24 protein-coding genes and 1 pseudogene are annotated in these 25,772 nt (G+C 74.0%); 16 read left to right on the top strand and 9 right to left on the bottom strand.

Annotated features, from left to right (window positions below; translation table 11 throughout):
• The first annotated feature begins 17 nt into the window (after positions 1 to 17).
• The 3 genes from ACIRS1_RS34115 to ACIRS1_RS34105 all read left to right on the top strand — a co-directional run bounded on the left by ACIRS1_RS34115 (position 18) and on the right by ACIRS1_RS34105 (position 2,437).
• Positions 18 to 1,175 carry a type III polyketide synthase gene (locus ACIRS1_RS34115; RefSeq protein ID WP_402846065.1) on the top strand — a complete coding sequence of 386 codons (1,158 nt, stop codon included), beginning with the start codon at positions 18 to 20 and terminating at the stop codon, positions 1,173 to 1,175.
• Positions 1,172 to 1,756, top strand: a complete 585-nt coding sequence (locus tag ACIRS1_RS34110) for an NUDIX domain-containing protein (RefSeq protein ID WP_402846063.1) — start codon at positions 1,172 to 1,174, stop codon at positions 1,754 to 1,756. The genes ACIRS1_RS34115 and ACIRS1_RS34110 overlap by 4 nt, the downstream gene beginning before the upstream one ends.
• Before the next feature lie 273 nt (positions 1,757 to 2,029).
• Entirely contained in the window at positions 2,030 to 2,437 is a 408-nt protein-coding gene (locus ACIRS1_RS34105; protein ID WP_387904870.1) for an SHOCT domain-containing protein, read from the top strand.
• Between the two features lie 83 nt (positions 2,438 to 2,520).
• Here the strand turns inward: ACIRS1_RS34105 and ACIRS1_RS34100 are convergent, their stop codons facing one another.
• A complete protein-coding gene (locus ACIRS1_RS34100) occupies positions 2,521 to 4,983 on the bottom strand; it encodes a Tex family protein (RefSeq protein ID WP_402846060.1) in 2,463 nt (820 codons plus the stop codon).
• Positions 4,984 to 5,150: 167 nt separating this feature from the next.
• Here ACIRS1_RS34100 and ACIRS1_RS34095 point away from each other — a divergent pair, with 167 nt between their 5' ends.
• The 5 genes from ACIRS1_RS34095 (at position 5,151) to ACIRS1_RS34075 (ending at position 8,488) form a co-directional block, all read left to right on the top strand.
• Positions 5,151 to 5,624 carry a PPOX class F420-dependent oxidoreductase gene (locus tag ACIRS1_RS34095; protein ID WP_402846058.1) on the top strand — a complete coding sequence of 158 codons (474 nt, stop codon included), beginning with the start codon at positions 5,151 to 5,153 and terminating at the stop codon, positions 5,622 to 5,624.
• A 160-nt stretch (positions 5,625 to 5,784) separates the two neighbouring features.
• Positions 5,785 to 6,684 carry an aminoglycoside phosphotransferase family protein gene (locus tag ACIRS1_RS34090; RefSeq protein ID WP_402846056.1) on the top strand — a complete coding sequence of 300 codons (900 nt, stop codon included), beginning with the start codon at positions 5,785 to 5,787 and terminating at the stop codon, positions 6,682 to 6,684.
• Positions 6,685 to 6,846: 162 nt separating this feature from the next.
• The gene (locus ACIRS1_RS34085) at positions 6,847 to 7,362 is read left to right on the top strand and encodes a DUF6232 family protein (protein ID WP_360213060.1); all 516 of its coding nucleotides are present in this window, start codon (positions 6,847 to 6,849) and stop codon (positions 7,360 to 7,362) included.
• Positions 7,359 to 7,682: a hypothetical protein gene (locus ACIRS1_RS34080; protein ID WP_360213058.1), complete on the top strand. Its 324-nt coding sequence runs from the start codon at positions 7,359 to 7,361 to the stop codon at positions 7,680 to 7,682. Before ACIRS1_RS34085 ends, ACIRS1_RS34080 begins: the two co-directional genes overlap by 4 nt.
• A 71-nt stretch (positions 7,683 to 7,753) precedes the next feature.
• Positions 7,754 to 8,488, top strand: a complete 735-nt coding sequence (locus tag ACIRS1_RS34075) for a tyrosine-protein phosphatase (protein WP_402846054.1) — start codon at positions 7,754 to 7,756, stop codon at positions 8,486 to 8,488.
• Between the two features lie 27 nt (positions 8,489 to 8,515).
• Here ACIRS1_RS34075 and ACIRS1_RS34070 read toward each other — a convergent pair whose 3' ends face one another.
• Positions 8,516 to 9,466 (bottom strand): pentapeptide repeat-containing protein, encoded by a 951-nt coding sequence (locus tag ACIRS1_RS34070; RefSeq protein ID WP_402846052.1) that lies wholly within the window; start codon positions 9,464 to 9,466, stop codon positions 8,516 to 8,518.
• A gap of 185 nt (positions 9,467 to 9,651) precedes the next feature.
• Here ACIRS1_RS34070 and ACIRS1_RS34065 point away from each other — a divergent pair, with 185 nt between their 5' ends.
• The gene (locus tag ACIRS1_RS34065; protein ID WP_396317542.1) at positions 9,652 to 10,299 is read left to right on the top strand and encodes a GNAT family N-acetyltransferase; all 648 of its coding nucleotides are present in this window, start codon (positions 9,652 to 9,654) and stop codon (positions 10,297 to 10,299) included.
• Between the two features lie 110 nt (positions 10,300 to 10,409).
• Here ACIRS1_RS34065 and ACIRS1_RS34060 read toward each other — a convergent pair whose 3' ends face one another.
• Positions 10,410 to 11,189 carry an SGNH/GDSL hydrolase family protein gene (locus tag ACIRS1_RS34060; protein ID WP_396317541.1) on the bottom strand — a complete coding sequence of 260 codons (780 nt, stop codon included), beginning with the start codon at positions 11,187 to 11,189 and terminating at the stop codon, positions 10,410 to 10,412.
• Between the two features lie 97 nt (positions 11,190 to 11,286).
• Positions 11,287 to 11,643: pseudogene (locus ACIRS1_RS34055) on the bottom strand (winged helix-turn-helix transcriptional regulator); the annotation flags it as partial.
• A 98-nt stretch (positions 11,644 to 11,741) separates the two neighbouring features.
• On the opposite strand from ACIRS1_RS34055, the gene ACIRS1_RS34050 reads away from it, so the two are divergent.
• Both ACIRS1_RS34050 and ACIRS1_RS34045 read left to right on the top strand, forming a co-directional pair.
• Positions 11,742 to 12,956: a pyridoxal phosphate-dependent aminotransferase gene (locus ACIRS1_RS34050; protein ID WP_360213048.1), complete on the top strand. Its 1,215-nt coding sequence runs from the start codon at positions 11,742 to 11,744 to the stop codon at positions 12,954 to 12,956.
• Positions 12,957 to 13,015: 59 nt separating this feature from the next.
• Positions 13,016 to 13,348: a YnfA family protein gene (locus tag ACIRS1_RS34045; RefSeq protein ID WP_402846049.1), complete on the top strand. Its 333-nt coding sequence runs from the start codon at positions 13,016 to 13,018 to the stop codon at positions 13,346 to 13,348.
• A 66-nt stretch (positions 13,349 to 13,414) separates the two neighbouring features.
• Here the strand turns inward: ACIRS1_RS34045 and ACIRS1_RS34040 are convergent, their stop codons facing one another.
• From ACIRS1_RS34040 to ACIRS1_RS34030, 3 genes are all read right to left on the bottom strand, one after another.
• Positions 13,415 to 15,082 carry a fibronectin type III domain-containing protein gene (locus tag ACIRS1_RS34040; RefSeq protein WP_402846047.1) on the bottom strand — a complete coding sequence of 556 codons (1,668 nt, stop codon included), beginning with the start codon at positions 15,080 to 15,082 and terminating at the stop codon, positions 13,415 to 13,417.
• 206 nt (positions 15,083 to 15,288) lie between these two features.
• Positions 15,289 to 15,543: a hypothetical protein gene (locus ACIRS1_RS34035; protein ID WP_360213042.1), complete on the bottom strand. Its 255-nt coding sequence runs from the start codon at positions 15,541 to 15,543 to the stop codon at positions 15,289 to 15,291.
• Positions 15,544 to 15,798: 255 nt separating this feature from the next.
• The gene (locus ACIRS1_RS34030; protein WP_360213040.1) at positions 15,799 to 16,203 is read right to left on the bottom strand and encodes a (2Fe-2S) ferredoxin domain-containing protein; all 405 of its coding nucleotides are present in this window, start codon (positions 16,201 to 16,203) and stop codon (positions 15,799 to 15,801) included.
• 189 nt (positions 16,204 to 16,392) lie between these two features.
• Between ACIRS1_RS34030 and ACIRS1_RS34025 the strand changes: the two genes are divergently transcribed.
• Both ACIRS1_RS34025 and ACIRS1_RS34020 read left to right on the top strand, forming a co-directional pair.
• Complete coding sequence (locus ACIRS1_RS34025) at positions 16,393 to 16,743, top strand: ArsR/SmtB family transcription factor (protein ID WP_387904856.1); 351 nt, start codon at positions 16,393 to 16,395, stop codon at positions 16,741 to 16,743.
• A gap of 130 nt (positions 16,744 to 16,873) precedes the next feature.
• A complete protein-coding gene (locus ACIRS1_RS34020; protein WP_402846044.1) occupies positions 16,874 to 17,872 on the top strand; it encodes an AraC family transcriptional regulator in 999 nt (332 codons plus the stop codon).
• A gap of 295 nt (positions 17,873 to 18,167) precedes the next feature.
• On the opposite strand, the gene ACIRS1_RS34015 is transcribed toward ACIRS1_RS34020, so the two are convergent.
• On the bottom strand, positions 18,168 to 19,823 hold the full coding sequence (locus tag ACIRS1_RS34015; RefSeq protein WP_402846101.1) for an FAD-binding dehydrogenase: 1,656 nt from the start codon (positions 19,821 to 19,823) through the stop codon (positions 18,168 to 18,170).
• A gap of 343 nt (positions 19,824 to 20,166) precedes the next feature.
• Here ACIRS1_RS34015 and ACIRS1_RS34010 point away from each other — a divergent pair, with 343 nt between their 5' ends.
• The gene (locus tag ACIRS1_RS34010; RefSeq protein ID WP_402846042.1) at positions 20,167 to 21,096 is read left to right on the top strand and encodes an SGNH/GDSL hydrolase family protein; all 930 of its coding nucleotides are present in this window, start codon (positions 20,167 to 20,169) and stop codon (positions 21,094 to 21,096) included.
• A gap of 244 nt (positions 21,097 to 21,340) precedes the next feature.
• Here ACIRS1_RS34010 and ACIRS1_RS34005 read toward each other — a convergent pair whose 3' ends face one another.
• Positions 21,341 to 22,441, bottom strand: a complete 1,101-nt coding sequence (locus tag ACIRS1_RS34005; RefSeq protein ID WP_360213032.1) for a HoxN/HupN/NixA family nickel/cobalt transporter — start codon at positions 22,439 to 22,441, stop codon at positions 21,341 to 21,343.
• A gap of 238 nt (positions 22,442 to 22,679) precedes the next feature.
• Here ACIRS1_RS34005 and ACIRS1_RS34000 point away from each other — a divergent pair, with 238 nt between their 5' ends.
• Complete coding sequence (locus tag ACIRS1_RS34000) at positions 22,680 to 23,639, top strand: hydrolase (RefSeq protein WP_402846040.1); 960 nt, start codon at positions 22,680 to 22,682, stop codon at positions 23,637 to 23,639.
• Between the two features lie 224 nt (positions 23,640 to 23,863).
• The gene (locus ACIRS1_RS33995) at positions 23,864 to 25,732 is read left to right on the top strand and encodes a CocE/NonD family hydrolase (RefSeq protein ID WP_402846038.1); all 1,869 of its coding nucleotides are present in this window, start codon (positions 23,864 to 23,866) and stop codon (positions 25,730 to 25,732) included.
• Positions 25,733 to 25,772: the final 40 nt, after the last annotated feature.

Below are 25,772 nucleotides of genomic sequence, written 5' to 3'. Positions count from 1 at the left end.
ACAAGAGACCCTCACCCATGGCAACACTCTGCCGCCCGGCCATCGCCGTGCCCGAGCACGTCGTCACCCTCGACGAGACGCTCGACCTGGCCCGCTCCCTGCACGCCGGCCACCCGCAACTCGGCCTCGCCCTGCGGCTGATCGAGAACACCGGGGTGCGGACCAGGCACCTGGTCCAGCCGATCGAGCGGACCCTCACCCACCCGGGGTTCACCGCCCGCAACGCGGTCTACGAGCGGGAGGCCCGGCGACGCGTCCCCGAGGTGGTGGAGCGGGCCCTGCTCCACGCCGAGCTGGGCGCCCGGGAGGTCGACCTGATCATCTACGTGTCCTGCACCGGCTTCATGATGCCCTCGCTGACCGCCTGGCTGATCAACACCCTGGGCTTCCGCCCCGACACCCGCCAGCTGCCGGTCGCCCAGCTCGGCTGTGCGGCCGGCGGGGCCGCGGTCAGCCGCGCACACGACTTCTGCCGCGCGTACCCGGGCGCCAACGTGCTGATCGTCTCCTGCGAGTTCTGCTCGCTCTGCTACCAGCCGACCGACCTCGGCGTCGGCTCGCTGCTCTCCAACGGGCTGTTCGGGGACGCCGTCGCCGCCGTCGTGATGCGCGGGCGCGGCGGCACGGGCGTGCAGGTGGAGCGCAACGGCTCGCACCTCGTCCCGGACACCGAGGACTGGATCTCGTACGGGGTGAAGGACACCGGCTTCCACTTCCAGCTCGACAAACGGGTGCCCGGCACCATGGAGATGCTCGCCCCGGCCCTGCGCGGCCTGGCCGGCGACCACGGCTGGGACGCCTCCGGGCTCGGCTTCTACATCGTGCACGCCGGCGGCCCGCGGATCCTCGACGACCTCTGCCGGTTCCTCGGCCTGGAGCCGGCCGCGTTCCGGCACAGCCGCGCGACCCTCACCGAACGCGGCAACATCGCCAGCGCCGTGGTGTTCGACGCGCTCGCCCGGCTGTTCGCCGAGGGGGGCGTGCCGGACGGCACCCCGGGGCTGATCGCCGGTTTCGGACCGGGCATCACCGCCGAGATGGCATTGGGGAGTTGGGTCGGCGAACCGGCCGGTTCAGGGGTCCGGCGGCCGCGCGCCATCTCCACCTCCGACATCTCCCTCGTCCATCCGAGCGCCCCCCGCCGTTTCCCGGCCGGCACTACGATCACCGAATGACAGACACCACGGACCGCACCGACACCTCCGGCAGAGCCGCCGAACTGGCGGCGCTCTTCCCGGCGTTGCACGCGCCGCAGTACTGGACGTGGGGCAGGTACGACGCCCTGTTCTCCACCGAGCTGCCGCCGGACGAACTGGTCACCAACATCCACCTGGTCGGCTTCACCGGGGACCGGGTGGTGCTCTGCCGCGACGACCGGGACCACTGGTTCCTGCCCGGCGGCACCCGGGAGCAGGGCGAGAGCATCGCCTCCTGCCTGGAGCGCGAGCTGCGGGAGGAGGCCGGCGCCCGGCTGCTGGGCGAGCCGGACTGGCTGGGCGCGCACCGCTGCCGCACCGACGACCCGACGCCGTACCGGCCGTGGCAGCCGCACCCCGAGAAGGCGTGGCTGTGGGGCTGGGCGGAGGTCGCGGTGGACTCGACGCCGACCAACCCGGCGGACGGCGAGCAGGTGGTCGAGGTGCGGGCGGTGCCGGCGGCCGAGGCGCAGCGGCTGCTGCTGGCCGGGCACGAGGAGTGGTGGGGCGAGCTGGTCGGCCTGGCGGTGGAGCTGCGCCGCCGCGCAGGGCTCGACTGACACCGGTCCGGCCGCAACGGCCGACTTCCGGCCTGCCGCATCGGCCGGGACCCGGCACCCGGCCTGCCGCATCGACCGGGGCCCGGCACCCGACGTCGGCTGGCACCCGGCTCCCGGCTCCCGGCTCCCGGCTCCCGGCTCCCGGCTCCCGGCTCCCGGCTCCGACTGACACCCGGTCTCCCGCGGCCGGGGTTATTCCCGCCGGCACCGAGAACCACCGGAATGGCCGCACATCGGAGCACAATGTCCGTTTTGCGGTGATATGACTCGGCTATGAACAACTACCCGCTGCTCAATATCTTCTGGACGATGCTGGAGCTGTTCCTCTGGATCCTCTGGTTCTTCCTGCTGTTCAAGATCATCACGGACATCTTCCGCAGCCGCGACATGAGCGGCTGGGGCAAGGCCGGCTGGCTGATCCTGGTGATCCTGATCCCGTTGGTCGGCGTGCTGATCTACGTGATCGCCCGCGGGAAGTCGATGGGTGAGCGGGACGTCGAGCAGGCCAGACAGACCGAGGCCGCGTTCAAGACGTACATCCGCGACGCGGCCGCCGGCGGGCCGGAGGGCGGCACGGGCGGCAGCCACGTCGACGACCTCGCCAGGCTGGCCGACCTCCGGGAGAAGGGCGCCATCTCCGAGGAGGAGTACCAGAAGGCCAAGGACAAACTGCTGGTCTGAGCGGGCGGGCGGGTACGGCGGCGGGGCCGGTGGAGCAGTCGTCCACCGGCCCCGCCGCCGTGTTCGCGCGCCCGGGCGGCCGCTCAGCGCCGGCCGGAGCGCCGGTCCCCCGAGCCGCCCTCGCCACCGGTCAGGCCCGCCCGGCGCAACGCGTCCGCCATGGCGCTGTTGGACGGCGCCGCGGCGCCGCCGGAGCCGCCCTGACCGCGCCGCTCCTGGCCGCCGCCCCGGCGGTCTTGGCGCGGCGGGCGGGCCTGCCGCTCGCCGCCCTGGCCACTCCGGCCGCGGTCGCCGCCACGCTCCCCGCCCCGGTCACCCCGGTCACCCCGGTCCCGGCCGACCTCGTCGTCCAGCCGCAGGGTCAGCCCGATCCGCTTGCGCGGCACGTCCACCGAGACCACCCGGACCTTCACGATGTCGCCCGGCTTGACCACCTCGCGCGGGTCCTTGACGAAGGTCCGGGACAGGGCCGAGACGTGCACCAGGCCGTCCTGGTGGACGCCCACGTCGACGAAGGCGCCGAACGCGGCCACGTTGGTCACCACGCCCTCCAGCACCATGCCGACCTCCAGGTCGCCGATCTTGTCGACGCCCTCCTTGAAGGTCGCGGTGCGGAACGCCGGGCGCGGGTCACGGCCCGGCTTGTCCAGCTCGCCGAGGATGTCGGTGACGGTCGGGACGCCGAACACCTCGTCGGCGAAGTCCGCCGGGCGCAGGGCCCGCAGCCGCTCGCCGTTGCCGATCAGCTCGCGCAGCTCGCCGCCGGTCGAGGCGAGGATCCGGCGCACCACCGGGTAGGCCTCGGGGTGCACGCTGGAGGCGTCCAGCGGGTCGTCGCCGCCGGGGATGCGCAGGAAGCCCGCACACTGCTCGAAGGCCTTCGGTCCGAGCCGGGAGACGTCCTTGAGCTGCCGGCGGGTGCGGAACGGGCCGTTGGCGTCGCGGTGGGCCACGATGTTGTCGGCCAGCGTCCCGGTGATGCCGGAGACCCTGGTCAGCAGCGGTGCGGAGGCCGTGTTGACGTCCACGCCGACGGCGTTCACGCAGTCCTCGACCACGGCGTCCAGCGAGCGGGAGAGCTTCACCTCGCTGAGGTCGTGCTGGTACTGGCCGACGCCGATCGACTTCGGGTCGATCTTCACCAGCTCGGCCAGCGGGTCCTGCAACCGGCGGGCGATCGAGACCGCGCCGCGGATCGACACGTCCAGCTCCGGCAGCTCCTGCGACGCGAACGCGGAGGCCGAGTAGACCGAGGCGCCCGCCTCGCTGACCATCGCCCTGGTGAGCTTCAGCTCGGGGTGGCGCTTGAGCAGGTCCTCGGCGAGCTTGTCGGTCTCCCGGGAGGCGGTGCCGTTGCCGATCGCCACCAGGTCCACGTCGTGCTTCCTCGCCAGCGCGGCCAGGGTCGCGATCGCGGCGTCCCACTTGTTGGCCGGCTGGTGGGGGTAGATCGTGTCGTGCGCGACGACCTTGCCGGTGGCGTCCACCACGGCGACCTTCACCCCGGTGCGGAAGCCCGGGTCCAGGCCCATGGTGGCGCGGGTGCCGGCCGGGGCGGCGAGCAGCAGGTCGCGCAGGTTTGCCGCGAACACCCGCACCGCCTCGTCCTCGGCCTCGGCGCGCAGCCGGGCGCGCAGGTCGATCCCGAGGCGCACCAGCACGCGGGTACGCCAGGCCCAACGGACGGTGTCGCCGAGCCACTTGTCGGCCGGGCGGCCGCGGTCGGCGACGCCGAACCGGGCGGCGATCCGCCGCTCGTAGTCGTTCTCGCCCGGCAGGTCGCCCTCCTCGCCGTCGTACGGCGAGAGTTCGAGGTCCAGCACCTCCTCCTTCTCCCCGCGCAGCATCGCCAGGATGCGGTGCGAGGGGAGCTTGGTGTAGGGCTCGGCGAAGTCGAAGTAGTCGGCGAACTTGGCGCCGTCCTGGTCCTTGCCGTCGCGCACGGTGGCGACCAGCCTGCCGCGCGTCCACATCCGCTCGCGCAGCGAGCCGACCAGGTCGGCGTCCTCGCCGAAGCGCTCCACGAGGATCGCCCGGGCGCCCTCCAGCGCGGCCGCGCCGTCCGCGACGGACTCGTTGAGGTACCGGGCGGCGAGCGCCGCCGGGTCCTGCGTCGGGTCGGTCAGCAGGGTGTCGGCCAGCGGCTCCAGCCCGGCCTCGCGGGCGATCTGCGCCTTCGTCCGCCGCTTCGGCTTGAACGGCAGGTAGATGTCCTCCAGCCGGGCCTTGGAGTCGGCCGCCAGCACCCGGGCGCGCAGCGCGTCGTCGAGCTTGCCCTGGGCCTCGATCGACTCCAGGACGGCCGTCCGGCGCTCCTCCAACTCCCGCAGGTAGCGCAACCGCTCCTCCAGGGCGCGCAGCTGGGCGTCGTCCAGGGAGCCGGTGACCTCCTTGCGGTAACGGGCCACGAAGGGGACGGTCGCGCCGCCGTCGAGCAGGTCGACGGCCGCCTTCACCTGCCCCTCGCGGACGCCCAGCTCCTCCGCGATCTTGCGCTCGATCGCCTGCTGGGCCTGCCGGGCCACCTGTTCGACTGGCGTGGTCACGAAGCCGGTCACCTTCTCCTTCAGTGCTTTCGCCGTACGCCCTGCATTCTGGCAGGTGCCGGGGACGGCTCCCGGCCGCACCCGGCGCGGCCGGGCGTGGCGGCGGCACCGGGCGGCCCCAACAGGACTCCAGCCGGGCCCCGTTGTGCCCTCCTACGCTGGCGCGCATGGACACCTCCCGCCCGCTGAACGCCGGCCCGGCCCCGTCCGCGGGCCGCGCCGGAGCCTCCTCCGCGACCGCCTCCGCGACCGCCTCCTCGGCCGCCTCCGCCCGGCTGGCGGAGCTCGCCGCCGCCAAGTACCTGCTGTTCACCACCCACCGGAGGAACGGCACCCCCGTGAACACCCCGGTCTGGGTGGCGCGCGACGGGGACGCGCTGGTCTTCACCACCGTCACCCGCACCGGCAAGGTCAAGCGGCTGCGCAACCGCTCCGACGTCCTGGTCGGGCCGAGCGACATCCGCGGCACCCTGCTCGGCGAGCAGGTCCCGGCGACCGCCGTCCTCGACTCCGCGCACGCCCCCGCCTACCGCAGGCTGCTGCGCCGCAAGTACGGGCCGCTCTGCGCGATCGCGCTCACCGCGAACGTGCTGCGCTTCGGCAAGGGCGGGACGATCGGCGTGCGGGTCACCCTGGACTGAGCCGGTCCCGGACGGCCGGCGGGGTACGTCGCGCGGCGGGGTACGACCGGCCCCCGGGCCCGACCCGCCACCGGCATGCGAACGGTCCGCGCCCGCGGGTCGGCGGACCGGCTTCCGGAAACGCCTGAAGGGCGGCGGTCCGCGCTGTACGCTGCCGCACATGTGCGCTGCCACCCGGATGCACCCCGACGAACTGGTCATCGACGCGGCCCTGGTGCGGCGGCTGATATCCGCCCAGTTCCCGGACTGGGTGGGCCTGCCGGTCACACCGGTCGCCTCCGTCGGGACGGACAACGCGATGTTCCGGCTCGGGCCCGAACTCGCCGTCCGGCTCCCCCGGGTGGAGTGGGCGGCCGGGGACGTCCGGCGCGAGAAGCAGTGGCTGCCGAAGCTCGCACCGCACCTCCCGCGGCCGGTCCCCACCCCCGTCGCGGTCGGCAGACCCGCCGCCGGCTACCCCTGGGAGTGGTCGGTGGTCCGCTGGCTCGACGGCGTCAACCCGGCCGTCGGCGCCCTCGCCGCCCCCGACGGGCTCGCCCGCGACCTGGCCGGCTTCGTCACCGCGCTGCGGGCCGTCAACCCGGCCGGCGGCCCCGCCGCCCACCGCAGCCTCCCGCTCGCGTCCCGGGACGGCTCCACCCGCGCCGCCATCGCCCAGCTCGCCGGGGCCGTCGACACCGGGGCGGCGACCGCCCTGTGGGACAAGGCCCTGCGGCTGCCCGAGTACGCGGGACCGCCCAGCTGGATGCACGGCGACCTCACCCCCGGCAACCTGCTGGTCGACCGCACCGGCCGGCTCGCCGCGGTCGTCGACTTCGGCCTGATGGGCGTCGGCGACCCGACCGCCGACCTGATCGTCGCCTGGAACCTGCTGCCCGCCTCCGCCCGCCCCGCCTTCCGCGCCGCGCTCGGCGCCGACGACGCGATGTGGGCCCGCGGCCGCGCCTGGGCCTTCTCCATCGCCCTGGTGACGATCCCGTACTACCGCCACACCGACCCGGGCCTGACCGCCAACGCCCGTCACGTCGTCCGCGAGGTGCTCGCCGACCGCAGCGCCTGACGGCCACCGCGGCGCCTGACGCCCGGCGCGGTGCACCTGACGGCACGCCCCGCGCACTGCCGCACCGGGTGCCTGACGGTCCCTCCGCTGCAAGCGCGGCGGCCCCGGGTCGGCGGCCGTTGCTATGGTTCTCCCCGCTACTCACGCGCAGGGGGACGGAACGTGGCACGCAGAAGCAATGTGATCGACGTCAGGGTCAGCCGTCGGGTGCTGTGGGTGGGCGGTGACGCCTACCCGCTGCACAACATCGCGCGGGCCCGGCGGTTCGAGACGGTGCCGCCGAAGCGCGCCCGGGTGATCCTCCGGTTCGTCCGGCAGGTGATCGGCCTGCTGCTGGCCACCGCGCTGCTCGGCTCGCTCACCTCCAGCTCCGCGAACCCCACCGCGGGCAACCTGATCGCCGTGGTGATGGTCGCCCTGTTCCTGGTGAGCCTCTACCGGCTGGTCACCCGGCTGCGGATGCGGACCCTGTACTCGCTGATCATCGAGACGTCCAGCTCCTCGAACACGGCCGTGGTCAGCCACGACGCCTGGCAGGTCAACAACCTGATCGAGCTGATCATGGAGGCGATCGACAACCCGCAGGCCGAGTTCGCGGTCCAGGTGGAGAACGTCCACGTCGGCGACCGGATCACCCAGTACGGCGACCACAACATCGGAAAGAAGGTCGGTCTGTGAACGGCGGCATCCACTTCGGCGACTCGGTCACCCAGCACGGCGACCACAACATCGGCATCGTCAAGAACCAGGGCCCCGTCGACCCCCAGGCCGCGATGCGCGAACTCATCGCCGCCGTGGCGCAGTTGCGCGGCCAGGTCCCGGCCGAGGACCGCGAGGTCCTCGACGAGTCCCTGGAGGCCATCGGCGACGGCCGCGGCACCCCGCCGGCCACCCTGCGCCGCGCCCTGCGCAACATCTCCGGCGTCGCGGCCCTCGCCGCCGCCGGCGCCCCCGTCGTGGAGTCGATCCGCCGCATCCTGGACTCGCTCGGCTCCTGAGTCCCTCCCGGCCCCGTCCGCCGCCGCCCCGACCCGGGGTGGCGGCGGGGCCGGTGGCTAGAGTGCGGCGCATGACGAAGCGCCACCTCGTATTCGCCCGACTGCACAACTTCCGCGATCTGGGCGGGTACCGGGCCGCCGGAGGACGATCCGTCCGGTGGGGTCTGCTCTACCGCTCCGACTCACTGGGCAAGCTCACCACGGACGGCGACCTCGGACGGTTCCGGGAGCTCGGCGTACGGACGGTGATCGACCTGCGCTACCCGTGGGAGATCGCCGCCAAGGGGCGGGTGCCCGACCTGGACGGGCTCGCGTACCACAACCTCTCGATCGAGCACCGCCCGTACGACCAGGCCGCGATCGACCCTCGGCTCGACCCCTGGCGCTACCTCGCCGACCGCTTCGCCGAGGTCGCCGAGGACGGGGTGAAGGAGATCCGGCAGGCCCTGGACGTGATCACCGCGGCCGAGGAGCCGCTGGTCTTCCACTGCGCCTCCGGCAAGGACCGCACCGGCCTGGTCGCCGCCCTCGTGCTCACCCTGCTCGGGGTGTCCGAGGACGACGTCGCCGCCGACTTCGCCCTCACCGAGCTGGCCACCCCGCACCTGATCGCCGACTGGCACGCCGCCAACCCGGGACGCACCCTGGGCTGGCCCGGCTACGGGCGGGCCCCGGAGACGGTCATCCGGCTCGCCCTCGCCGACCTGGCCGCCCGCCACGGTTCGGTCGAGGCCTACGCCACCGGCACCCTCGGCGTTGACCGCGACCAGGTCGCCGCCCTCCGGGCCCGGCTGCTCACGGACTGATCCCCCGCCGGGCGCCCGCCCCCGGTTCTAGCGCAGCCGGCCCTGGCGGCCGCCGCCACCCTCGCGGCCGCCGGGTCGCGGCCTGCGCGGGCCGCGCGCCTTGCCGGCGGCCGCGGCGGCGGCCACCGGGGCGGTGGTGGTGTCCGGCCAGTGGGCGGGCCGGGTGAGGCCCGCGGGGAGTCGGGTGGAGGCGTCGCCGCGGGCGGCGTTGAGCTGGGCCTGGGTCAGGAAGAGGGCCTCGGTGAGGTCGGCGCCGCCGAGGGCCGCGTCGCGCAGGTCGGCGCCGATGAGGTCGGCGAGGCGCAGGTCGGCGCCGGTGAGGTCGGCGGCGACGAGCAGGGCGCCGCGCAGGTTGGCCCCGCGCAGGTCGGCGCCGCGCAGGCGGGCCCCGAAGAAGTCGGCGCCGCGGTGCTCGCGGCGGTTCGGGACGGCGGCCCGGACGAGTTCGCCGGCGCGCAGCAGCAGTTCGCTCACGCGCTGCCGGTGCGCGGGGACGTCGACGGCGAGGACCTCCTCGGGGGTGCCGCCGGCGAGCCGGTCGGTCTCCTCCAGGGCCTGCCGCAGGTCGGCGTGCAGGGGGCGGGCCGGGGCGTAGGTGAGGGCCTCGGTGAGGTACCGGAGCAGCTCGTGGAGCTGCCGCACGACGGGGAAGACCTCGTACATCGCCCGGGCGCCGGCGGGTTCGGCGCGCCAGCTGCGGCCGCCGAAGGTGACCTGGGAGACCCGCTGCCCGGCGCCGAAGCAGTCGTAGACGGTGCAACCCTGGAAGCCCTTGTCGCGGAGCTTCTCGTGGATGCCGCAGGTGAAGTCGGTCTGCAGGTTGCGGCAGGGCGTGCCGGCGGCCTTGTCGACGGCGAAGTCGGAGCCGGCGGCGAAGGGCAGCGCGACGCAGCAGAGCCCGAAGCAGCTGGTGCAGTCGGAGCGCAGCTCGGTCGGCCCGGCCGCCGTGGGGTCCTGCGGCGGCTCGGTCTCGCGCACGTTTCCTCGGTCCTTCCGGCGTCGGGGCACCGGGCGGTCCGGTGCGGTGAACCCGCCGGTCGGTGGTGCTCGCCGGGCTCGTGGAACCCGTCAAGCGTACTGTGCGCCGGCCGGGCGCTGGCCACGGCCACCCCACCCCGGTAAGGTGTCAATCAGTATTGCACCTATTACGTACGGGGGTAGGAGTGCAGGACCCGAGCATCAACGAACTCGTTCGGATGTGGATCGCCGGGTGGACGGTCTCCCGCGGGGCGGCCGAACCGGTGGACGAGCCCTGGGGCTGGACGATCGACGTCGGCGTGGTCGGCCACGTCGCCCGGCACGTGCTGCCCGAACCGACCGAGGCCGACGTCCGCAAGATCGCCGAGTGCACCACCGCGCCCGGCACCTGGCTGAAGCTGTTCACCGAGGACGCCGCCGTCCGACCCTGGCTGGGCCCGCAGTGGCGGCTGGACGAGCCCGGCTACCTGATGACCGCCCCGCTGACCGCCGAACGGCCCGCGGTGCCGGCGGGGTACACCGTGACCAGCTGGACCAGGGGCGGGGTGGCCCGGGTGCTGGTCCGCACCGGGGCCGGACACCTCGCCGCCCGCGGCCAGGCGGGCCTGGCCGGCGCGGTGGCCGTCCCGGACCAGATCCTCACCGCCCCCGAGCACCGGCGCCGCGGCCTGGGCGCCCTGGTGATGCGGACCCTCCAGGACACCGCGTACCGGGCGGGCGCCGACACCGGCGTCCTGGTCGGCACCGAGGCCGGCCAGTCGCTCTACCGGGCGATCGGCTGGACCACCCGCACCCCGATGGCGAGCCTGGTCCTCGACCCGGAGGCCGGCTGACGGCTCAGGGCTCAGGGCTGACGGCTCACGGCTGACGGCTCAGGGCTGACGGCTCAGGACTCACGCCTGACGCCTGACGGCTCACCCGCGCCCGGAGGCCGCCCGACCGCTCACCCGCGGTAGGGCAGCAGCTCCGCCCGCTTCGGCGGCCGGCCGTCGCCGGAGGAGCGCCCGGTGAGCCGGCGGCCGATCCACGGCCCGAGGTGGCTGCGCAGCCAGCGGGCGTCGGTGCGCAGCCGCTCGGCCGGGCCGGGCGGGGCGACCGGCGGCAGCGGGGCGCGCCAGTCGGCGGCGGCGGGGCGGCCGAGGGCCTCCAGCACCCCGTCGGCCACCCGGCGGTGCCCCTCGGGCGAGAGGTGCAGGCGGTCCTCGGCCCAGAGCCGGCGGTCGTCGAAGCAGGGTGCGGAGAAGAGGTCGACGACGGCGACGCCCTCCTCCTGCCCGAGCTCGTGCACGAAGGCCTTCATCCGCAGGATGGCGGGCAGCAGCCGGGCGCTGCCCGCCATCCTGCGGGTGGGGTCGGTGCTGGTGAAGAGCACGACGGTGGCGCCGGTGGCGCGCAGTTCGGTGGCGCAGCGGCCGAGCAGCCGCTCGACCCGGGCGATGTCGCAGCCCGGGCGCAGCACGTCGTTGAGGCCGCCGGCGAGGGTGACCAGGTCGGCGCCCATGGCGGCGGCGACGGACAGCTGCTCATCGTGGATCTGGCCGATGAGCTTGCCGCGGACGGCAAGGTTGGCGTACCGGAACTCCTCGTCCGCGGCCTCGCCGGCGAGTGCTCCGGCGACCCGGTCGGCCCAGCCCCGGTAGTGGCCGTCGGGCAGCAGGTCGTCGCACATCCCCTCGGTGAAGGAGTCCCCGACGGCGACGTACCTGCGGTAGGTGGTGGGCACGGGCGGCCTCCGCTCTGCTCCGGTTGCTCCGTGGCCCGACGATCGTACGCGCGGGCCGCTACGCCCCGACGGCCGCCCCGTCCACGGCCTTCCGGGGGGCGACCCAGTGCTCGCGGACGGCGTCGGTGGGCCGCTGCTCGCCGAGGGCCGGCAGGCCCCATTCGCCCAGGGCGTCGATCACCGGGCGCAGTTCGCGGCCCCGCTCGGTGAGCTCGTAGACGGTGGCGTTGGCGGGCCGTTCGAGCCGTCGGCGCAGGACCAGGGCGTCGCCCTCCAGCTGCTTGAGCCGGGTGGCGAGGATGTCGGTGGACACGCCCGGCAGGTCGGCGTGCAGGTCGGTGTAGCGGCGCGGACCGCCCAGGAGTTCACGGACGATCAGGAGGCTCCAGCGCTCCCCCACCGCGTCCAGGGCGCGGGCGACGGCGCAGTACTGGTCGTAGCTTCGGCGTGACATGTGGATCAGCATAGCCAAAAGGTTGGACTTTCCAAGTGACAACTTGGTAGAACAAAGCAACAGCAACGATGCGGGTGGTGACGGTCGGGAGGCCGCTGATGGAGTTTCGACAGTCCAGCAAGCTGAATGACGTGTGCTACGAGATCCGCGGCCCGGTGGTCGACCAGGCCAACGCGCTGGAGGAGGCCGGGCACAGCGTGCTGCGGCTGAACACCGGGAACCCGGCTCCGTTCGGCTTCGAGGCGCCCGAGGAGATCATCCAGGACATCATCCGCAACCTGCCCAGGGCGCACGGCTACAGCGACTCGCGCGGCATCCTGCCGGCCCGCCGCGCGGTGGTGCAGTACTACCAGCAGCGCGGCGTCAGCGGGGTCGGTGTCAACGACGTCTACCTCGGCAACGGCGTGTCCGAGCTGATCCAGATGGCCGTCACCGCGCTCGTCGACGACGGCGACGAGGTGCTCGTCCCGATGCCGGACTACCCGCTGTGGACGGCCGTGGTGCGCCTCGCCGGCGGCAAGGCCGTGCACTACCTGTGCGACGAGCAGGCGGACTGGTACCCGGACCTCGACGACATCGCGGCGAAGATCACCGCCCGCACCAAGGCCATCGTCGTCATCAACCCCAACAACCCGACCGGCGCGGTCTACCCGAAGGAGCTGCTGGAGGGCATCCTCGACCTCGCCCGCCGGCACCACCTGATGGTCCTCGCCGACGAGATCTACGACAAGATCCTCTACGACGACACCGAGCACCACTGCCTGGCCGCCCTCGCCGACGACGTCCTCACCCTCACCTTCAACGGCCTCTCCAAGGCCTACCGGGTGGCCGGCTTCCGCAGCGGCTGGCTGGTCGTCTCCGGGCCCAAGCAGCACGCCACCGACTACCTGGAGGGCCTGACCATGCTCTCCGGGATGCGCCTGTGCCCCAACGTGCCCGCCCAGTACGCCGTCCAGGCCGCGCTCGGCGGCCACCAGTCCATCAACGACCTGGTGCTGCCCGGCGGCCGGCTCACCGAGCAGCGCGACGTCGCCTTCAAGGCCCTCAACGAGATCCCCGGCGTCAGCTGCGTCAAGCCCAAGGGCGCGCTGTACGCCTTCGCCAGGCTCGACCCGGCGGTCCACCGGATCGTCGACGACGAGCAGTTCGTGCTGGACCTGCTGCTCCGCGAGAAGATCCACGTCGTCCAGGGCACCGGCTTCAACTGGCCCCGCCCCGACCACTTCCGCTTCGTCACGCTCCCCCGCGCCGACGACCTGGAGACGGCCATCAACCGCATCGGTCGCTTCCTGGCGACGTACCGCCAGAGCTGACCGCCCACCCCGCCCCGCCGGACAGACCCGGGACGTGCCCTAGCCCTAGGCTCGACCGCATGACCGTCCTGCGCTCCGCCGCCCTGTTCGTCCTCGCCGCCCTCGCCGAGATCGGCGGCTGCTGGCTGGTCTGGCAGAGCGTGCGCGAGCAGCGCCCGTGGTGGCTGGCCGGACTGGGGGTGGCGCTGCTCGGCGCCTACGGCTTCGTCGCGGCGCTGCAGCCGGACGCCCAGTTCGGCCGGGTGCTGGCCGCGTACGGCGGGGTGTTCGTGGCCGGTTCGCTGCTGTGGGGCGTGCTCGTGGACGGCTTCCGGCCGACCCGCCACGACGTGGTCGGCGCACTGATCTGCCTGGCCGGGGTCGCCGTCATCATGTACGGCCCGAGGCGCTGAGACGCACCGGGCCCCGGTGCCGGGGACTCGCCTCCCCGGCACCGGGGCCCGTCGGGCGCGCCGGGGCTACCAGCCCCAGCCGCCGCCCTCGCCGTCGTCGTCGCGGCCGGAGTCCCAGCCCTCGCCGACCTTGCGCAGGATCGAGTAGTTGTCGATCTGTGTGCCGTCCTCCGCCAGGGCGGTGACCTTCATGACCGACTTCTGGCCCAGGTGGGCCGGAGTGACGTCGACCTTGATGAAGGAGTAGCCGGTGTAGCGCACCCGCGACCACTGGATGGTCTCGGGGGTCTTCACCCGGCCCTTGCTCCAGTAGTACGTGGTGACCTCGTCCTGGTGGTTCTCGTGGCCCTCGTAGGTGTCCGGGGTCGCGAAGTTGTACAGGCTGCGGCCGGCCGCGCCCGCGGTCACGTAGACCACGCCGTCCTTCTCGGGCTCGATGGTGGCGCCGCTCGGTACCTGCTTCGAGACCTTGTTGCCCAGGATGGCGTCGGTGCGCTCGTAGATGTGGTTGTGGCCGTTGATGACCAGGTCCACCCGGTACTTCTCGAACAGCGGCACCCAGGCCTCGCGGACGCCGCCCTCGGAGGCGTGCGCGACGGTGGTGGAGAAGGCGCAGTGGTGGAAGAAGACCACGACGAAGTCGACGGTCTCGTCGCTGCGCAGGTCCTTGAGGGTGCGCTCCAGCCACGTGGTCTGCTTGCCCGCCGAGACGCCCAGGTTGGCCGGGATCTCGTAGGAGACGTCGTTGGCGTCGAGGGAGATGACGCCGACGTTCTTGTAGCGGAAGGTGTAGACGCCGGGGACGCTGCGCGGGTCCGGGCCGTTGTCCGGGAGGAAGAAGCGGGAGTTCTCGCCGCCGTAGCCGTTGGGCGAGTACCAGGCCTCGATGTCGTGGTTGCCGTAGGCGACCATCCACGGGATCTCGGCGGCGACGGTCTCGGTCTGGACCAGGAAGGCGTCCCAGGTCTTCGCGTTGAAGACGGACTTGTCCGGGTCGGTGCCGGAACCGGCCGGGTCGGCGTAGCAGATGTCGCCGGCGTGCAGGTGGAAGGCCGGCTTCTGGGCCTTGATGATGTGGTCGTTGCCGGCCGCGTGCGCGCTGACGCCCTGGTCGCCGAAGGCCGTGAAGGTGAACGGCTCGTAGACCTTGCCCCAGCGGTGGTCCCGGGAGGGCGCGGTGCGGAAGGTGTGCAGGGTGGAGATCTGCTGCTGCGAGGCCGGGTCGAAGCCCTCGTGGCCGACGCCGTAGTAGTACGTGGTGTCGGGGTGGAGGTCCTCCAGCGCCACGTGCAGGTAGTACTGGTCCACCGGCTGGCCGGTGGGGGTCAGCGCCGGGGTGTGCAGGGCGCGGACCTCGGCCTGCACCTTGTGGCTGAGCTCCCACGGGGTCCTGCCGAAGCGCAGGAACGGCTTCTTGACCGGCGCCGGCACCTGCCAGGAGACGCGGAACTGGGTGTCCGGCTCGGGGCCGAACTGGAGGTGGCGGCCGATCGGCGCGACCAGCGAACCGTCGATGCCGTCCGCCGTACCGGCCGGGAGCAGCGTCGGGCCGGCCGGCGCGGCGAAGGCGGTGCCGCTGCCCATCGCGCCGCCGACGGCGATGGCGCCGACGGTCACGGCGCCGGCCCGCAGCATCCGGCGGCGGGAGAAACGGGCCCGCAGGTACTCGTGCTGCTCGGCCATGCTCATGCGGTCGGCGAGCCGGGCCGGCACGCCCATGTTGGGGATATCCATGCGCCGGACTCTTCCAGTGGTGCGTTGACCGCACGCGGACGCGCGGTGAACGGGCCGCAGCGTGCCGCTCATTCGAACGCCAATGTTCGACCAAGACGGAGTAAAGACCGCGCTCGCCGCCGGACCGACCGGGGATCATGGCCCCGACCTGCGGGGCCGCCTGAGCGTCCGTCGGGCCGGGGCGGAGACGCCGCGCCGACGGCTCCTCAGCCGGACGGCTCGTCCCAGTGCGTCGTGGAGCGGTTGCCGGTGCCGTCGCAGGTGCGGCAGATCTCGTCCCGGTAGGCGTGCTTGGCACCGCCCGCGTCGACCCGGTACCGGACGTAGACGCCGGTGCCGTCGCAGAGGAAGCAGTTGCCGCCCCCGCCGCCCACCTCGGTGGTGCCGGTGCCCTGACAGGTCCGGCAGCTGAGGCCGGCGGTCCGGCCGGTGCCCGCGCAGATGCGGCAGACCGTCGTCATCGTCTTCCTCCCTGGGCGGAACCGCTCGCGACCACGGGTCATGCTAGTGGGGCCGCCCGAGGGCGGCGCCCACGGATGCCCGACGACTGGAGGATCCGCCGAACCGCCCGGCCGGAAAGGGCGGTGACGGGAGCTCAGTCCGCCCCGGACGCCGCCCCGCGCACCACTCGGACGCCGCCCCGCGCACCAGTCGGGCAGGGCCCCGCGCACCAGTCGGGCAGGGCCCCGCGGACTACTCGGGCAGGGCCCCGCGGACTACTCGGGCAGGGCCTCGCGGACCCTGCGGGAGACCGAGATCAGCTGGAGGTCCAGCAGCCCGGGCGGATCGGCCAGACCGGGGCCGCCCGCGTGCACCCAGTCGGCGATCTCGTCGATCATGTCGTCGGCCAGCACGAAGCCGAGCCAGACCGGCCGCCCGCCCGCCGCGCGGCCCGCCGAGGAGGGGCCGACCACCACCACGTTGGACTGGGTGCACACGTCCAGGCACTTGACCGCCCGGACCCGGCCCGCCGTGCCGACCGCCGCCCGCAGGCGCTCGTACTGCCCCGCGTGGTCGACGCCGGGGTGCTTGGCCTCGGTGCCGCAGCAGCAGCCGCGGCAGACCGTGACGGTCACCGGGGAGCCGGCCCCCTGCCCGCGGTCGCGGTCGCGACGGCTCATGCCCCGGCCCCGCAGCGCCCGGCCGGGGCGCACGCCCACCGGCACCTCGGTATGACTCGCCCGCTTCGCACGTTCATCGGTCGGGGTTCTCCTCCAGGTCAGGGGCGGGTCGTGCACGCGCAGCCTACCGGGCGGCGGGCTGGCCCCCGCCGGGTGCCGGGGCGCCACGGCGGTCCGTAGGATGCCCCCATGGGACACGCGACCACCGAGAACGCCGTACCGCGGATGCGCCTGGACGCGTCCAACGCGGCCAAGGTCGCGACCACGCTGCAGGCCCTGGCCACCCCCTCCCGGCTGCTGATCCTCGCCGCGCTGCGGGAGGGCCCGCGCGCCGCCACCGAACTCGCCGGCGCCGTGGGCCTGGAGCAGTCCGCGTGCTCGCACCAGCTGCGGCTGCTGCGCAACCTCGGCCTGGTCGTCGGCGAGCGCCGCGGCCGCTCGGTGGTCTACTCCCTGCACGACGACCACGTGGCCGCCCTGCTCGACCAGGCCGTCTACCACGTCGAGCACCTGCGGCTGGGCCTCTCCGACGAGGACTGACCGGCCACCGGCCGCTCCCGCGGGCACCCGCCGTAATACCGTTGCCCGGCCGTGCCCGGGGGGTCAGAGTGGTCCGTCGCGCCGCCGCACGGGCGGCGCCGGCACCGGGCTCGGATCATCGGATCAGGGGGTGGCAGTGGCGGTCGCGGCACTGGATCGGGAAGGCGACGGGAGCGGTCCGGTCTCGCTCTACGAGGGCGGCAGCATCGAGGAGCTGCGCCTGATCGTGAGCGACCGGCTCTCGCCGCACCGGCTGACGGTGCTCGGCGACCAACTGGCGCCCGGCCGGTTCCGGGCCTTCCACGAGGGCCGGGTGGCGCTCTACGACCTCGCCTACGGCGCCCCCGTACGCCTGTGGACGGGGGAGATCCCCGACTTCTACAGCGTCATCCTGCCCCAGGCCGGCCACGGGCGGGTGACCGTGAACGGCACCGGGCTGCTGTCCCCGCCGTTCGTCGCCGGGCCGGGCGACGAGGTCGGGATGGAGTGGGACGGCCTGGCCGTGAACGCGGCGCTGGCGATGTCCCGGGAGACCCTGGACGAGGCCCTCGCGGTGCGGCTGGGGGACGTTCCGCGGCACCCGCTGCGCTTCCGGCAGCACGCGCTCGACCCGGCGGACCCGGCCGTGCACTCCTGGCTGGCGCTGGCCCACGCCTTCCGGGAGTTCGTCGTCTCCCCGCTGGGCCGCCGCTCCCGGCTGGGCGTCGAGCAGTTCGAGCGGCTGCTGGCCGACACCCTGCTGGACGTCCACCCGCTCGACCGGAGCCGGACGGTGGGCCACGACGGCGCCCTGCTGCCGAGCGCCCTGCGCCGGGCGACGGCCTACTGCGCCGAGCACGCCGACGAGGCCGTCACGGCGTCCGACATCGCCGGGGCCGCCCGGGTCAGCCTGCGCACCCTGCGGGATGGCTTCCGCAGGCACCTGGACACCACGCCGCTGGCGTACCTGCGCCGCGTCCGGCTCGACCGCGCCCACCAGGACCTCACGGCCGTCGCCGCCGGGGACGCCACCGGGACGGTCACCGACGTCGCCTGCCGCTGGGGCTTCACCCACCTGGGCCGGTTCAGCGCCGAGTACCGGCGGGCGTACGGGCGGCTGCCCTCGGAGACCCTGCGGGGCCGGCGCTGACCGTCCGCCGGCAACCGGCGCTGACCGTCCGCCGGCAACCGGCGCCGCCCGTCCGCCGGACGGCCACCCGGGTCCGCCGGACGGCGGCCCGGTAGCAGGCCGGGCCCTCGCCGGCTATCCGGAAACGTGCGGGGCCACCGCCCCGGAGTGGATAGTTCCGCGCGCACCGCTCGGGGAGGCTGGACCCCTACCGGTGCCGGTCGGTGCGCTCCCACAGGGGAGGGGCGCACCGACCGGCGCACGCGTGCTCCAGCCTCCGTGCGCCCGGCCCGCCGGCCTACTCGCCCCCGCCCCGCTACGCGACCGCCCGGGCCGCCGCGCGGCCCGCGGTGCGGCCGGAGAAGAGGCAGCCGCCGAGGAAGGTGCCCTCCAGCGAGCGGTAGCCGTGCACCCCGCCGCCGCCGAACCCGGCCGCCTCACCGGCCGCGTAGACCCCCGGGAGGACCTCCCCGCCGGGGCGCAGGACGCGCGAGGAGAGGTCGGTCTCCAACCCGCCGAGGGACTTGCGGGTGAGGATGTTGAGCCGCACCGCGATCAGCGGGGCGGCGGCCGGGTCGAGGATGCGGTGCGGAGCGGCGGTGCGGATCAGCTTGTCACCCAGGTAGCGGCGGGCGCCGTGGATCGCGGTGACCTGGAGGTCCTTGGCGAAGGGGTTGGCGATCTGCCGGTCGCGGGCCTCGACGGTGCGGCGCAGCGCGTCGGGGTCGATCAGCGCCCGGCGGGTCCTGGCGTTCATGCCGCGGGCGAGGTCGGCGAGGGTGCTCGCGACGACGAAGTCGGGCCCGTGCCGCAGGTGGCCCCGGACCGGGCCGGGGGCGCCGGGCAGGGCGCGGCCGAGGACGCCGCGCACCGAACGGCCCGTCAGGTCGGGGTTCTGTTCCGAGCCGGAGAGGGTGAACTCCTTCTCGATGATGCGCTGGTTGAGCACGAACCAGGTGTGTTCGTGCCCGGTGGACATGATGTGCTCGAGGGCGCCGAGGGTGTCGAAGCCGGGGAAGAGCGGGACGGGCAGCCGCTCGCCGCGGGCGTCGAGCCAGAGCGAGGAGGGGCCGGGCAGGATGCGGATGCCGTGCCGGGCCCAGATCGGGTCCCAGTTCTCGATGCCCTCGGTGTAGTGCCACATCCGGTCGCCGTTGATCAGGTGGCCGCCGGCCTCGCCGGTGATGCCGAGCATCAGCCCGTCCACGTGCGCGGGGACGCCGGAGAGCAGCCTGGCGGGCGGGGTGCCGAGCCGGGCCGGCCACGCCTTGCGGACCAGGTCGTGGTTGCCGCCGATGCCGCCCGAGGTGACGATCACGGCCTGGGCGCGCAGTTCGAAGGTGCCGGCGGTCTCGCGCGAGCTGGCCTCGCCGCGGGCGGCCGGGCTGGGCACCAGCACCTCACCGGTGACGGTGTCGGTGACGCCCGCGGTGGCGGCGAGGCCGGTGACCCGGTGCCGGAAGCGCAGGTCGACCAGACCGCGGGCCGCCGCGGCCCGGACCCGGCGGACGAAGGGCTCCAGCAGGCCGGGGCCGGTGCCCCAGGTGATGTGGAAGCGCGGCACGGAATTGCCGGGCCCGTCGGCGAGGAATCCGCCGCGTTCGGCCCAGCCGACGACCGGGAAGAAGCGCACGCCCATGCCGTGCAGCCAGGAGCGCTTCTCACCGGCCGCGAAGTCGACGTAGGCCTCGGCCCACCGCCGGGGCCAGGCGTCCTCGGGCCGGTCGAATCCGGCGGTGCCGAGCCAGTCCTGCCGGGCGAGGTCGTGCGAGTCGCGGATCCGCATCCGGCGCTGTTCGGGCGAGTCGACCAGGAAGAGGCCGCCGAAGGACCAGTGCGCCTGGCCGCCGAGGGAGGCCTCGGGCTCCTGGTCGAGCAGGATCACCCTCCGTCCGGCGTCGGCGAGTTCGGCGGTGGCGGCGAGGCCGGCGAGTCCCGCTCCGATGACGATGACGTCGGCGTCCAGGGCCATTGCGCAGTCCTCCGTCGCGGTGGGCACGGACGGCGCTCCGGGGCGGGCGCCGTGGCGGGGCGGCGCACGGGCGGGCGGCGTCGCCGTGCGCCCGATACTGCGGCCTGCGGCGACGCCCGGTCAACCGGCGGGTAACAACCGACGGCGGCAATTCCGCTCCACGGCGTTTCGGAAATGCCTCCGATACGCGGTGGAGCGTAATTCGAAATACCACCTGACGGAATTTCGGGAATTTCTGCGCATGCCATGGACGTGCGCGAAACCTGACAGTAACTTACCTGTGAGTAGCTGTGGCCCGGCTGGCACGACCCCCACCCGTCGTTTCTCTCCCCCAGGAGGAACCGTGCTCCGCCCTGCCCGGAAACTCCGCCGCTCCACCGCGCTCGCCGCGGTAGCCGTCGGCGCCGCCCTCGCCCTCACCTCCACCAGTGCGCAGGCCGCGACCCCGGCGCCGAAACACATGGTGGCGCTCGGCGACTCCTACGCCGCCGGCGCCGGCGTGCCCGGCCAGTCGGCCGGCCTGTGCCTGCGCTCCGACCGCAACTACGGCCACCTCGTCGCCGGCGCACTCAAGGCCGCCGCGTACACCGACGTCACCTGCGCCGCCGCCAAGGTCAAGGCCATGACGCAGCCGCAGTACGACGCCTTCATCAGGGTCAACGACCCGCAGCTGGACGCGGTGACCCCCGACACCGACCTGGTCACCCTCGGGATCGGCGGCAACGACCTCGCGGCCAGCGACCTCGGCCTCGGCGAGCTGGTCGCCACCTGCATCGCCGGCGCCGTCGTCAACCCGCTCGGCACGCCCTGCAAGGACGTCTACCACCACGGCTACTGGGACTGGAGCACGTGGTCCTGGCAGTACGGCAACGACGACCTCGCCGAGCGGATCACCACCACCATCGCGCCGCAGATCGCCGACACGCTCAAGCGCATCCACGCCAAGGCGCCGGGCGCCCGGATCCTGCTGGTCGGCTACCCGTCGGTGCTGCCCGCCGACGGCTCGAAGTGCATCCTGCGCCAGCCCGTCACCCCGGGCGACGTCGAGTACATGCACGGCGTGCTCACCAAGCTGAACGCGGCCCTCAGGTCCACCGCGGCGGCGAACGGCGCCACCTACGTCGACACCGCGACGCCGACCCTCGGCCACGACGTCTGCTCGGACGACCGCTGGATCGAGGGCGCGCTGCCCGGCTCGCCCGCCGTGCCGTTCCACCCGAACGCCACCGGCGAGAAGGTGATGGCGGACGCGGTGCTCGCCGCGGTGCGGTAGGACGCCCGGAGGGCACCGGCCGCACCGGCCGCAGGGCCCGCCGCACCGGCCGCGGCGACCTGCCGGCGCACGGAGGCGACCCCCCGGCGCGCCGGCCGGCCAAGGCGCCGGGGCCGCGCGCTCTGCGCCTGGCCACCGGCGCCCCGCGTCCCGCGGCCCACGCCCTGCGGGGGCCCGTCCGGAAAGCCCCGAGGGGGCGGTGACCAGACCCCGGTCACCGCCCCCTCGGTCCGCGCGCCGCGGGCTACTCGGACTCGGCGGCCGCCGCGGCCAGCCCGGCCGACCACTTCTCCTCCACCTTGCCGAACTTCCAGAACGCGATCGCGCCGGCCCAGGTCACCACGAAGAGACCGACGATCGCGTAGCCGACGAAGTTGAGGTCCAGCTCGCCCACCCAGGCGATCGGCCCGCTGGTGATGTCCAGCTTCTCGCCGAGCAGGCCGACCAGCTCGACCAGGCCGATCACCAGCGCGACCAGCACCGACAGGCCGGTGACGGTCAGGTTGTAGTAGATCTTGCGGACCGGCTTGGAGAACGCCCACTCGTAGGCGAAGTTCATGAACGAGCCGTCGATGGTGTCCAGCAGGCTCATCCCCGCCGCGAACAGGATCGGCAGCGTGAGCAGCGCGTACCAGGGCAGCGAGAACGCCGCCGCGCCGCCCGCCAGCACCAGCAGCGACACCTCGGTGGCGGTGTCGAAGCCGAGGCCGAACAGCAGGCCCACCGGGTACATGTGCCAGGGCTTGGTGACGGCCCTGGTCACCCGGCCGAGGATGCGGTTCATCAGCCCGCGCTTCTCCAGCTGGCGCTCCAGCTCGGCCTCGTCGTACTCGCCGACGCGCATCCGGCGGAACACCTTGAGGATGCCGTTGAAGGCGCCCAGGTTGATCAGGCCGAGCAGCAGCAGGAACGACCCGGAGACGGCGGTGCCGATCAGGCCGGTGGTCGCGTGCAGGGTCGAGTCGTCCGACTCCACCTGGCCGGCGAGCGACCTGACGCCGAAGGCGAGCAGCGCACAGAGGCCGAAGACGATCGAGGAGTGGCCCAGCGAGAACCAGAAGCCGACCGACAGCGGACGCTTGCCCTGGCCCATCAGCTTGCGGGTGGTGTTGTCGATCGCCGCGATGTGGTCCGCGTCGAAGGCGTGCCGCATGCCCAGGGTGTAGGCGGTCATCCCCATGCCGGCGCCGAAGACCTGCCCGCCGACGTCGTAGTGCTCGGGCGCCACCAGGGCGAGCAGGGTGAACCAGCCGACCACGTGCAGCGCGAGGATGAAGCCGCCCATTCCGGCCAGGCGCATCCACTCGTCCCGGGTGAGCCGGTCACGCCATCTGGGGGCGGTCATCGTGGTGTTTCCTCTCGGCGGGCGGTCGAAGCTGGGCCATCTTTCCGCCTCGGCCTCCGCAGTTGCAAGTCATACGCAGGTACGGAATGTTCTCCCCCCTCCTCCGGAGATCGTCACGAGCCGTACAGGGCGCCGTAACCTCCCGGGGCTTCCGACCGCCGCCCGACCGGCGGATACTCCCGTTCTACGCGCGAAAACTCGAGCGCCGAAACCTCGACTCCCCACGGAGGAACGGCACATGACGATCCGCATGCGAGCCGCCACGGCCCTCGCCGGCACCGCCCTGCTCGCGGCCGGCCTGATCACCCCCACCGCCGTCGCCGCACCCGCCCCCACGCCCGCGCCCGCCTCGGCCGCCCCGGTCGCCGCCACCCCGCACCGGGTGCTGTTCGACAACAGCAAGGCCGAGACCGCCGGGAACGCCGACTGGATCATCAGCACCAGCCAGCCCGACCCGCTCGCCCAGAACGCCAACCCCACCACCGAGAAGAGCTGGACCGGCGCCCTCTCCGCCTGGGGCGTCGCCCTCCAGAGGACCGGCCAGTACAGCCTCAAGACCCTCCCCGCCGGCTCCACCATCAGCTACGGCACCGGCGCCGCCCTCGACCTCGCCAACTTCGACACCTTCGTCCTCCCGGAACCCAACATCCGGCTGACCGCGGGCGAGAAGAGCGCGCTGATCCGCTTCGTCCGCAACGGCGGCGGACTCTTCCTGATCTCCGACCACACCAGGAGCGACCGCAACAACGACGGCTGGGACTCCCCCGCGATCATCAACGACCTGATGACCGCCAACGGGGTCGACGACAACGACCCCTTCGGCTTCTCCGTGGACCTGCTCAACATCACCACCGACAACCCGCGCGCCGCCGACGCCCCCACCGACCCCGTGCTGCACGGCCCGTTCGGCACCGTCACCGGCTCCATCCTGCGCAACGGCACCACCTTCACCCTGAAGCCCGCCGACAACCCCTCCGTCAAGGGGCTCGTCTACCGCACCGGCTCCAGCGGCACCACCGGCGCCTTCTTCGTCACCAGCACCTACGGCAGCGGCCGGGTCGCCGTCTGGGGCGACAGCTCGCCCGTCGACGACGGCACCGGGCAGAGCGGCAACACCCTCTACAACGGCTGGAACGACCCGGCCGGCACCGACGCCGCGCTCGCCCTCAACGCCACCGCCTGGCTCAGCAAGGCGTGAGCGCGACCGCGGGCCCCGCCCGGGCCGGCCGGCGGGCGATGCCCGGCCCGGCCCACAGGGACCCCGCCCGCCGGGAACCCGCCCGCCGGGAACCCGCTCGTCAGGAAATCGGACGCTTCCTCCCCTAGGGTCGGAATGCCGACGCCCGCGGCGCGCCCCCACCGACCGGGAGCGCGCCGCGGGCCCGCCGGCAGTCACCGGCCCGGGACCCGATGGGAGCGGCCATGCCGTCGTACCCCTACCGCACCACCCGCGAGGACCTGCGCATCCCGCTGCCCGACGGCACCCGCCTCAGCGCCCGGGTCTGGCGCCCGGTCGGCGACGAGCCCGTCCCCGTCCTCCTGGAGTACTCCTCCGGCCGGCTCACCGACCGCACCGCCGCCGAGGACGCCCGCCGCCACCCCTGGTACGCCGGCCACGGCTACGCCGCCGTCCGGGTGGACACCCGCGGGCACGGCAACTCCGGCGGCCTGCCCGCCGAACCCGGTGGCGGCGCCGAGCTCGACGACGGCGCGGCCGTGATCGACTGGCTCGCCCGCCGGCCCTGGTCCACCGGCCGGGTCGGCCTGCTCGGTGTCGGCGCCGCCGGCACCACCGCACTGCTGCTCGCCGCGCGGGCCCCCGGCACCGTCGGCGCCCTGGTCACCGCCTGCCCCGAGGGCGGCCACCGCCTCGGCGGCGCCCTCCTCGCCACCGACCTCCACACCCGGCTCACCGCCCTCGTCGCCGGTGCCGCCCTGCCGCCCGACCCCCGGCACGTCGGCGACTCCTGGCGCAGCGAGTGGCTCGCCCGCCTGGAGTCCCTCGACCCGCCCGTGGACACCTGGCTCGCCGCCGGGGAGAGCAGCGTCCCGGTGCCCGTGCCCGCCTTCGCCGTCGCCGGGTGGGGCGACCCGTCCTGCTCCTTCGTGCTGCGCCTGCTCGCCACCTCCCCCGACGCCCGCGCCCTGCTCGGCCCCTGGCCGCACGGACTGCCCGAGGACGCGCTCCCCGAGACGCTGCGCTGGTGGGACCACTGGCTGCGCGACGTCGACACCGGAGCCCCCGAGGAGCCCGCTCTGCGCAGCTGGATCAGCACCCGCTGGGCCGGCGAGGAGGTCTGGCCCTCCCCCGACGTCCGGGAGATCCACTACGGCCTCGACGGCGCGCTGCGCACCGCCGGCACCTCCGCCGAGGACCGCCACGTCCCGGTCCGCTCGCCCCAGCACACCGGCCTCAACGCCGGGGCCTACGTCCCGCAGGGCCGCCCCGCGGACCAGCCGCCCGACCAGCGCGAGGAGGACGGCCGCTCGGTCTGCTTCGACTCCCAGCCGCTGCCCGAGCCCGTCGAGGTCCTCGGCGCGCCCACCGTGCGGCTGCGGCTGCGCGGCGGCGGGCCGCCCGCCCAGGTCGTCGCCCGGCTCTGCGCCGTCGGCCCGGACGGCACCTCCGCGCTGATCACCCGCGGCGTGCTGCTCACCGACGGCCGGGACGCCACCGTGGAACTGGCCGCCTGCGCCGCCACCGTCCCCGCCGGGCACCGCCTGCGGCTGGCCCTCTCCTCCGGCTACTGGCCCTGGGTGTGGCCGGAGCCGGACACCACGGGCTACGCCGTCGACCCGTCCGGCTCCGCGCTGAGCCTGCCGGTGCGCCATCTCGCCGCCGACATCGGCGCCGCGCCCGTCTCCTTGGGGACCCCCGAACTGCCCGAGCCGCTCGACGTCCACCTGACCGAGCCGCTGACGGCCCGGCCCGAACGCCTCACCGTCCACGACATCGGCCGCCACGAGTGGCGCACCGAGCTCTCCCCCGCCGGGGACGGCACCCGCACCCACCCCGACGGCCTGGTCCGCGACGAGCACACCGTCACCGCGTACCGGATCCTCACCAGCACCCCGCTCAGCGCCCAGGCCCGCACCGACCACACCGTCCGCCTGGAGCGGCCCGAGGCCGGCTGGGACGTCACGGTTCAGACCCGCACCCAACTGCGCTGCGACGCCGGGCACTTCCTCAGCGTCGTGCAGCTGCGGGCGCTGGAGGCGGGCTCGGTGGTGTTCACCCGGGAGTGGCAGCACCGGGTGCCCCGGGAGAGCACCCCCAGCACCTCAAAGTAATCCTTATGGCATTGCCGCAGAGCCGACCAATGCTTTATAA

The sequence above is a fragment of the Kitasatospora sp. NPDC101176 genome, from assembly GCF_044768035.1.
Taxonomy (GTDB): domain Bacteria; phylum Actinomycetota; class Actinomycetes; order Streptomycetales; family Streptomycetaceae; genus Kitasatospora.
This window is presented reverse-complemented; position numbering and strand designations above follow the sequence as displayed.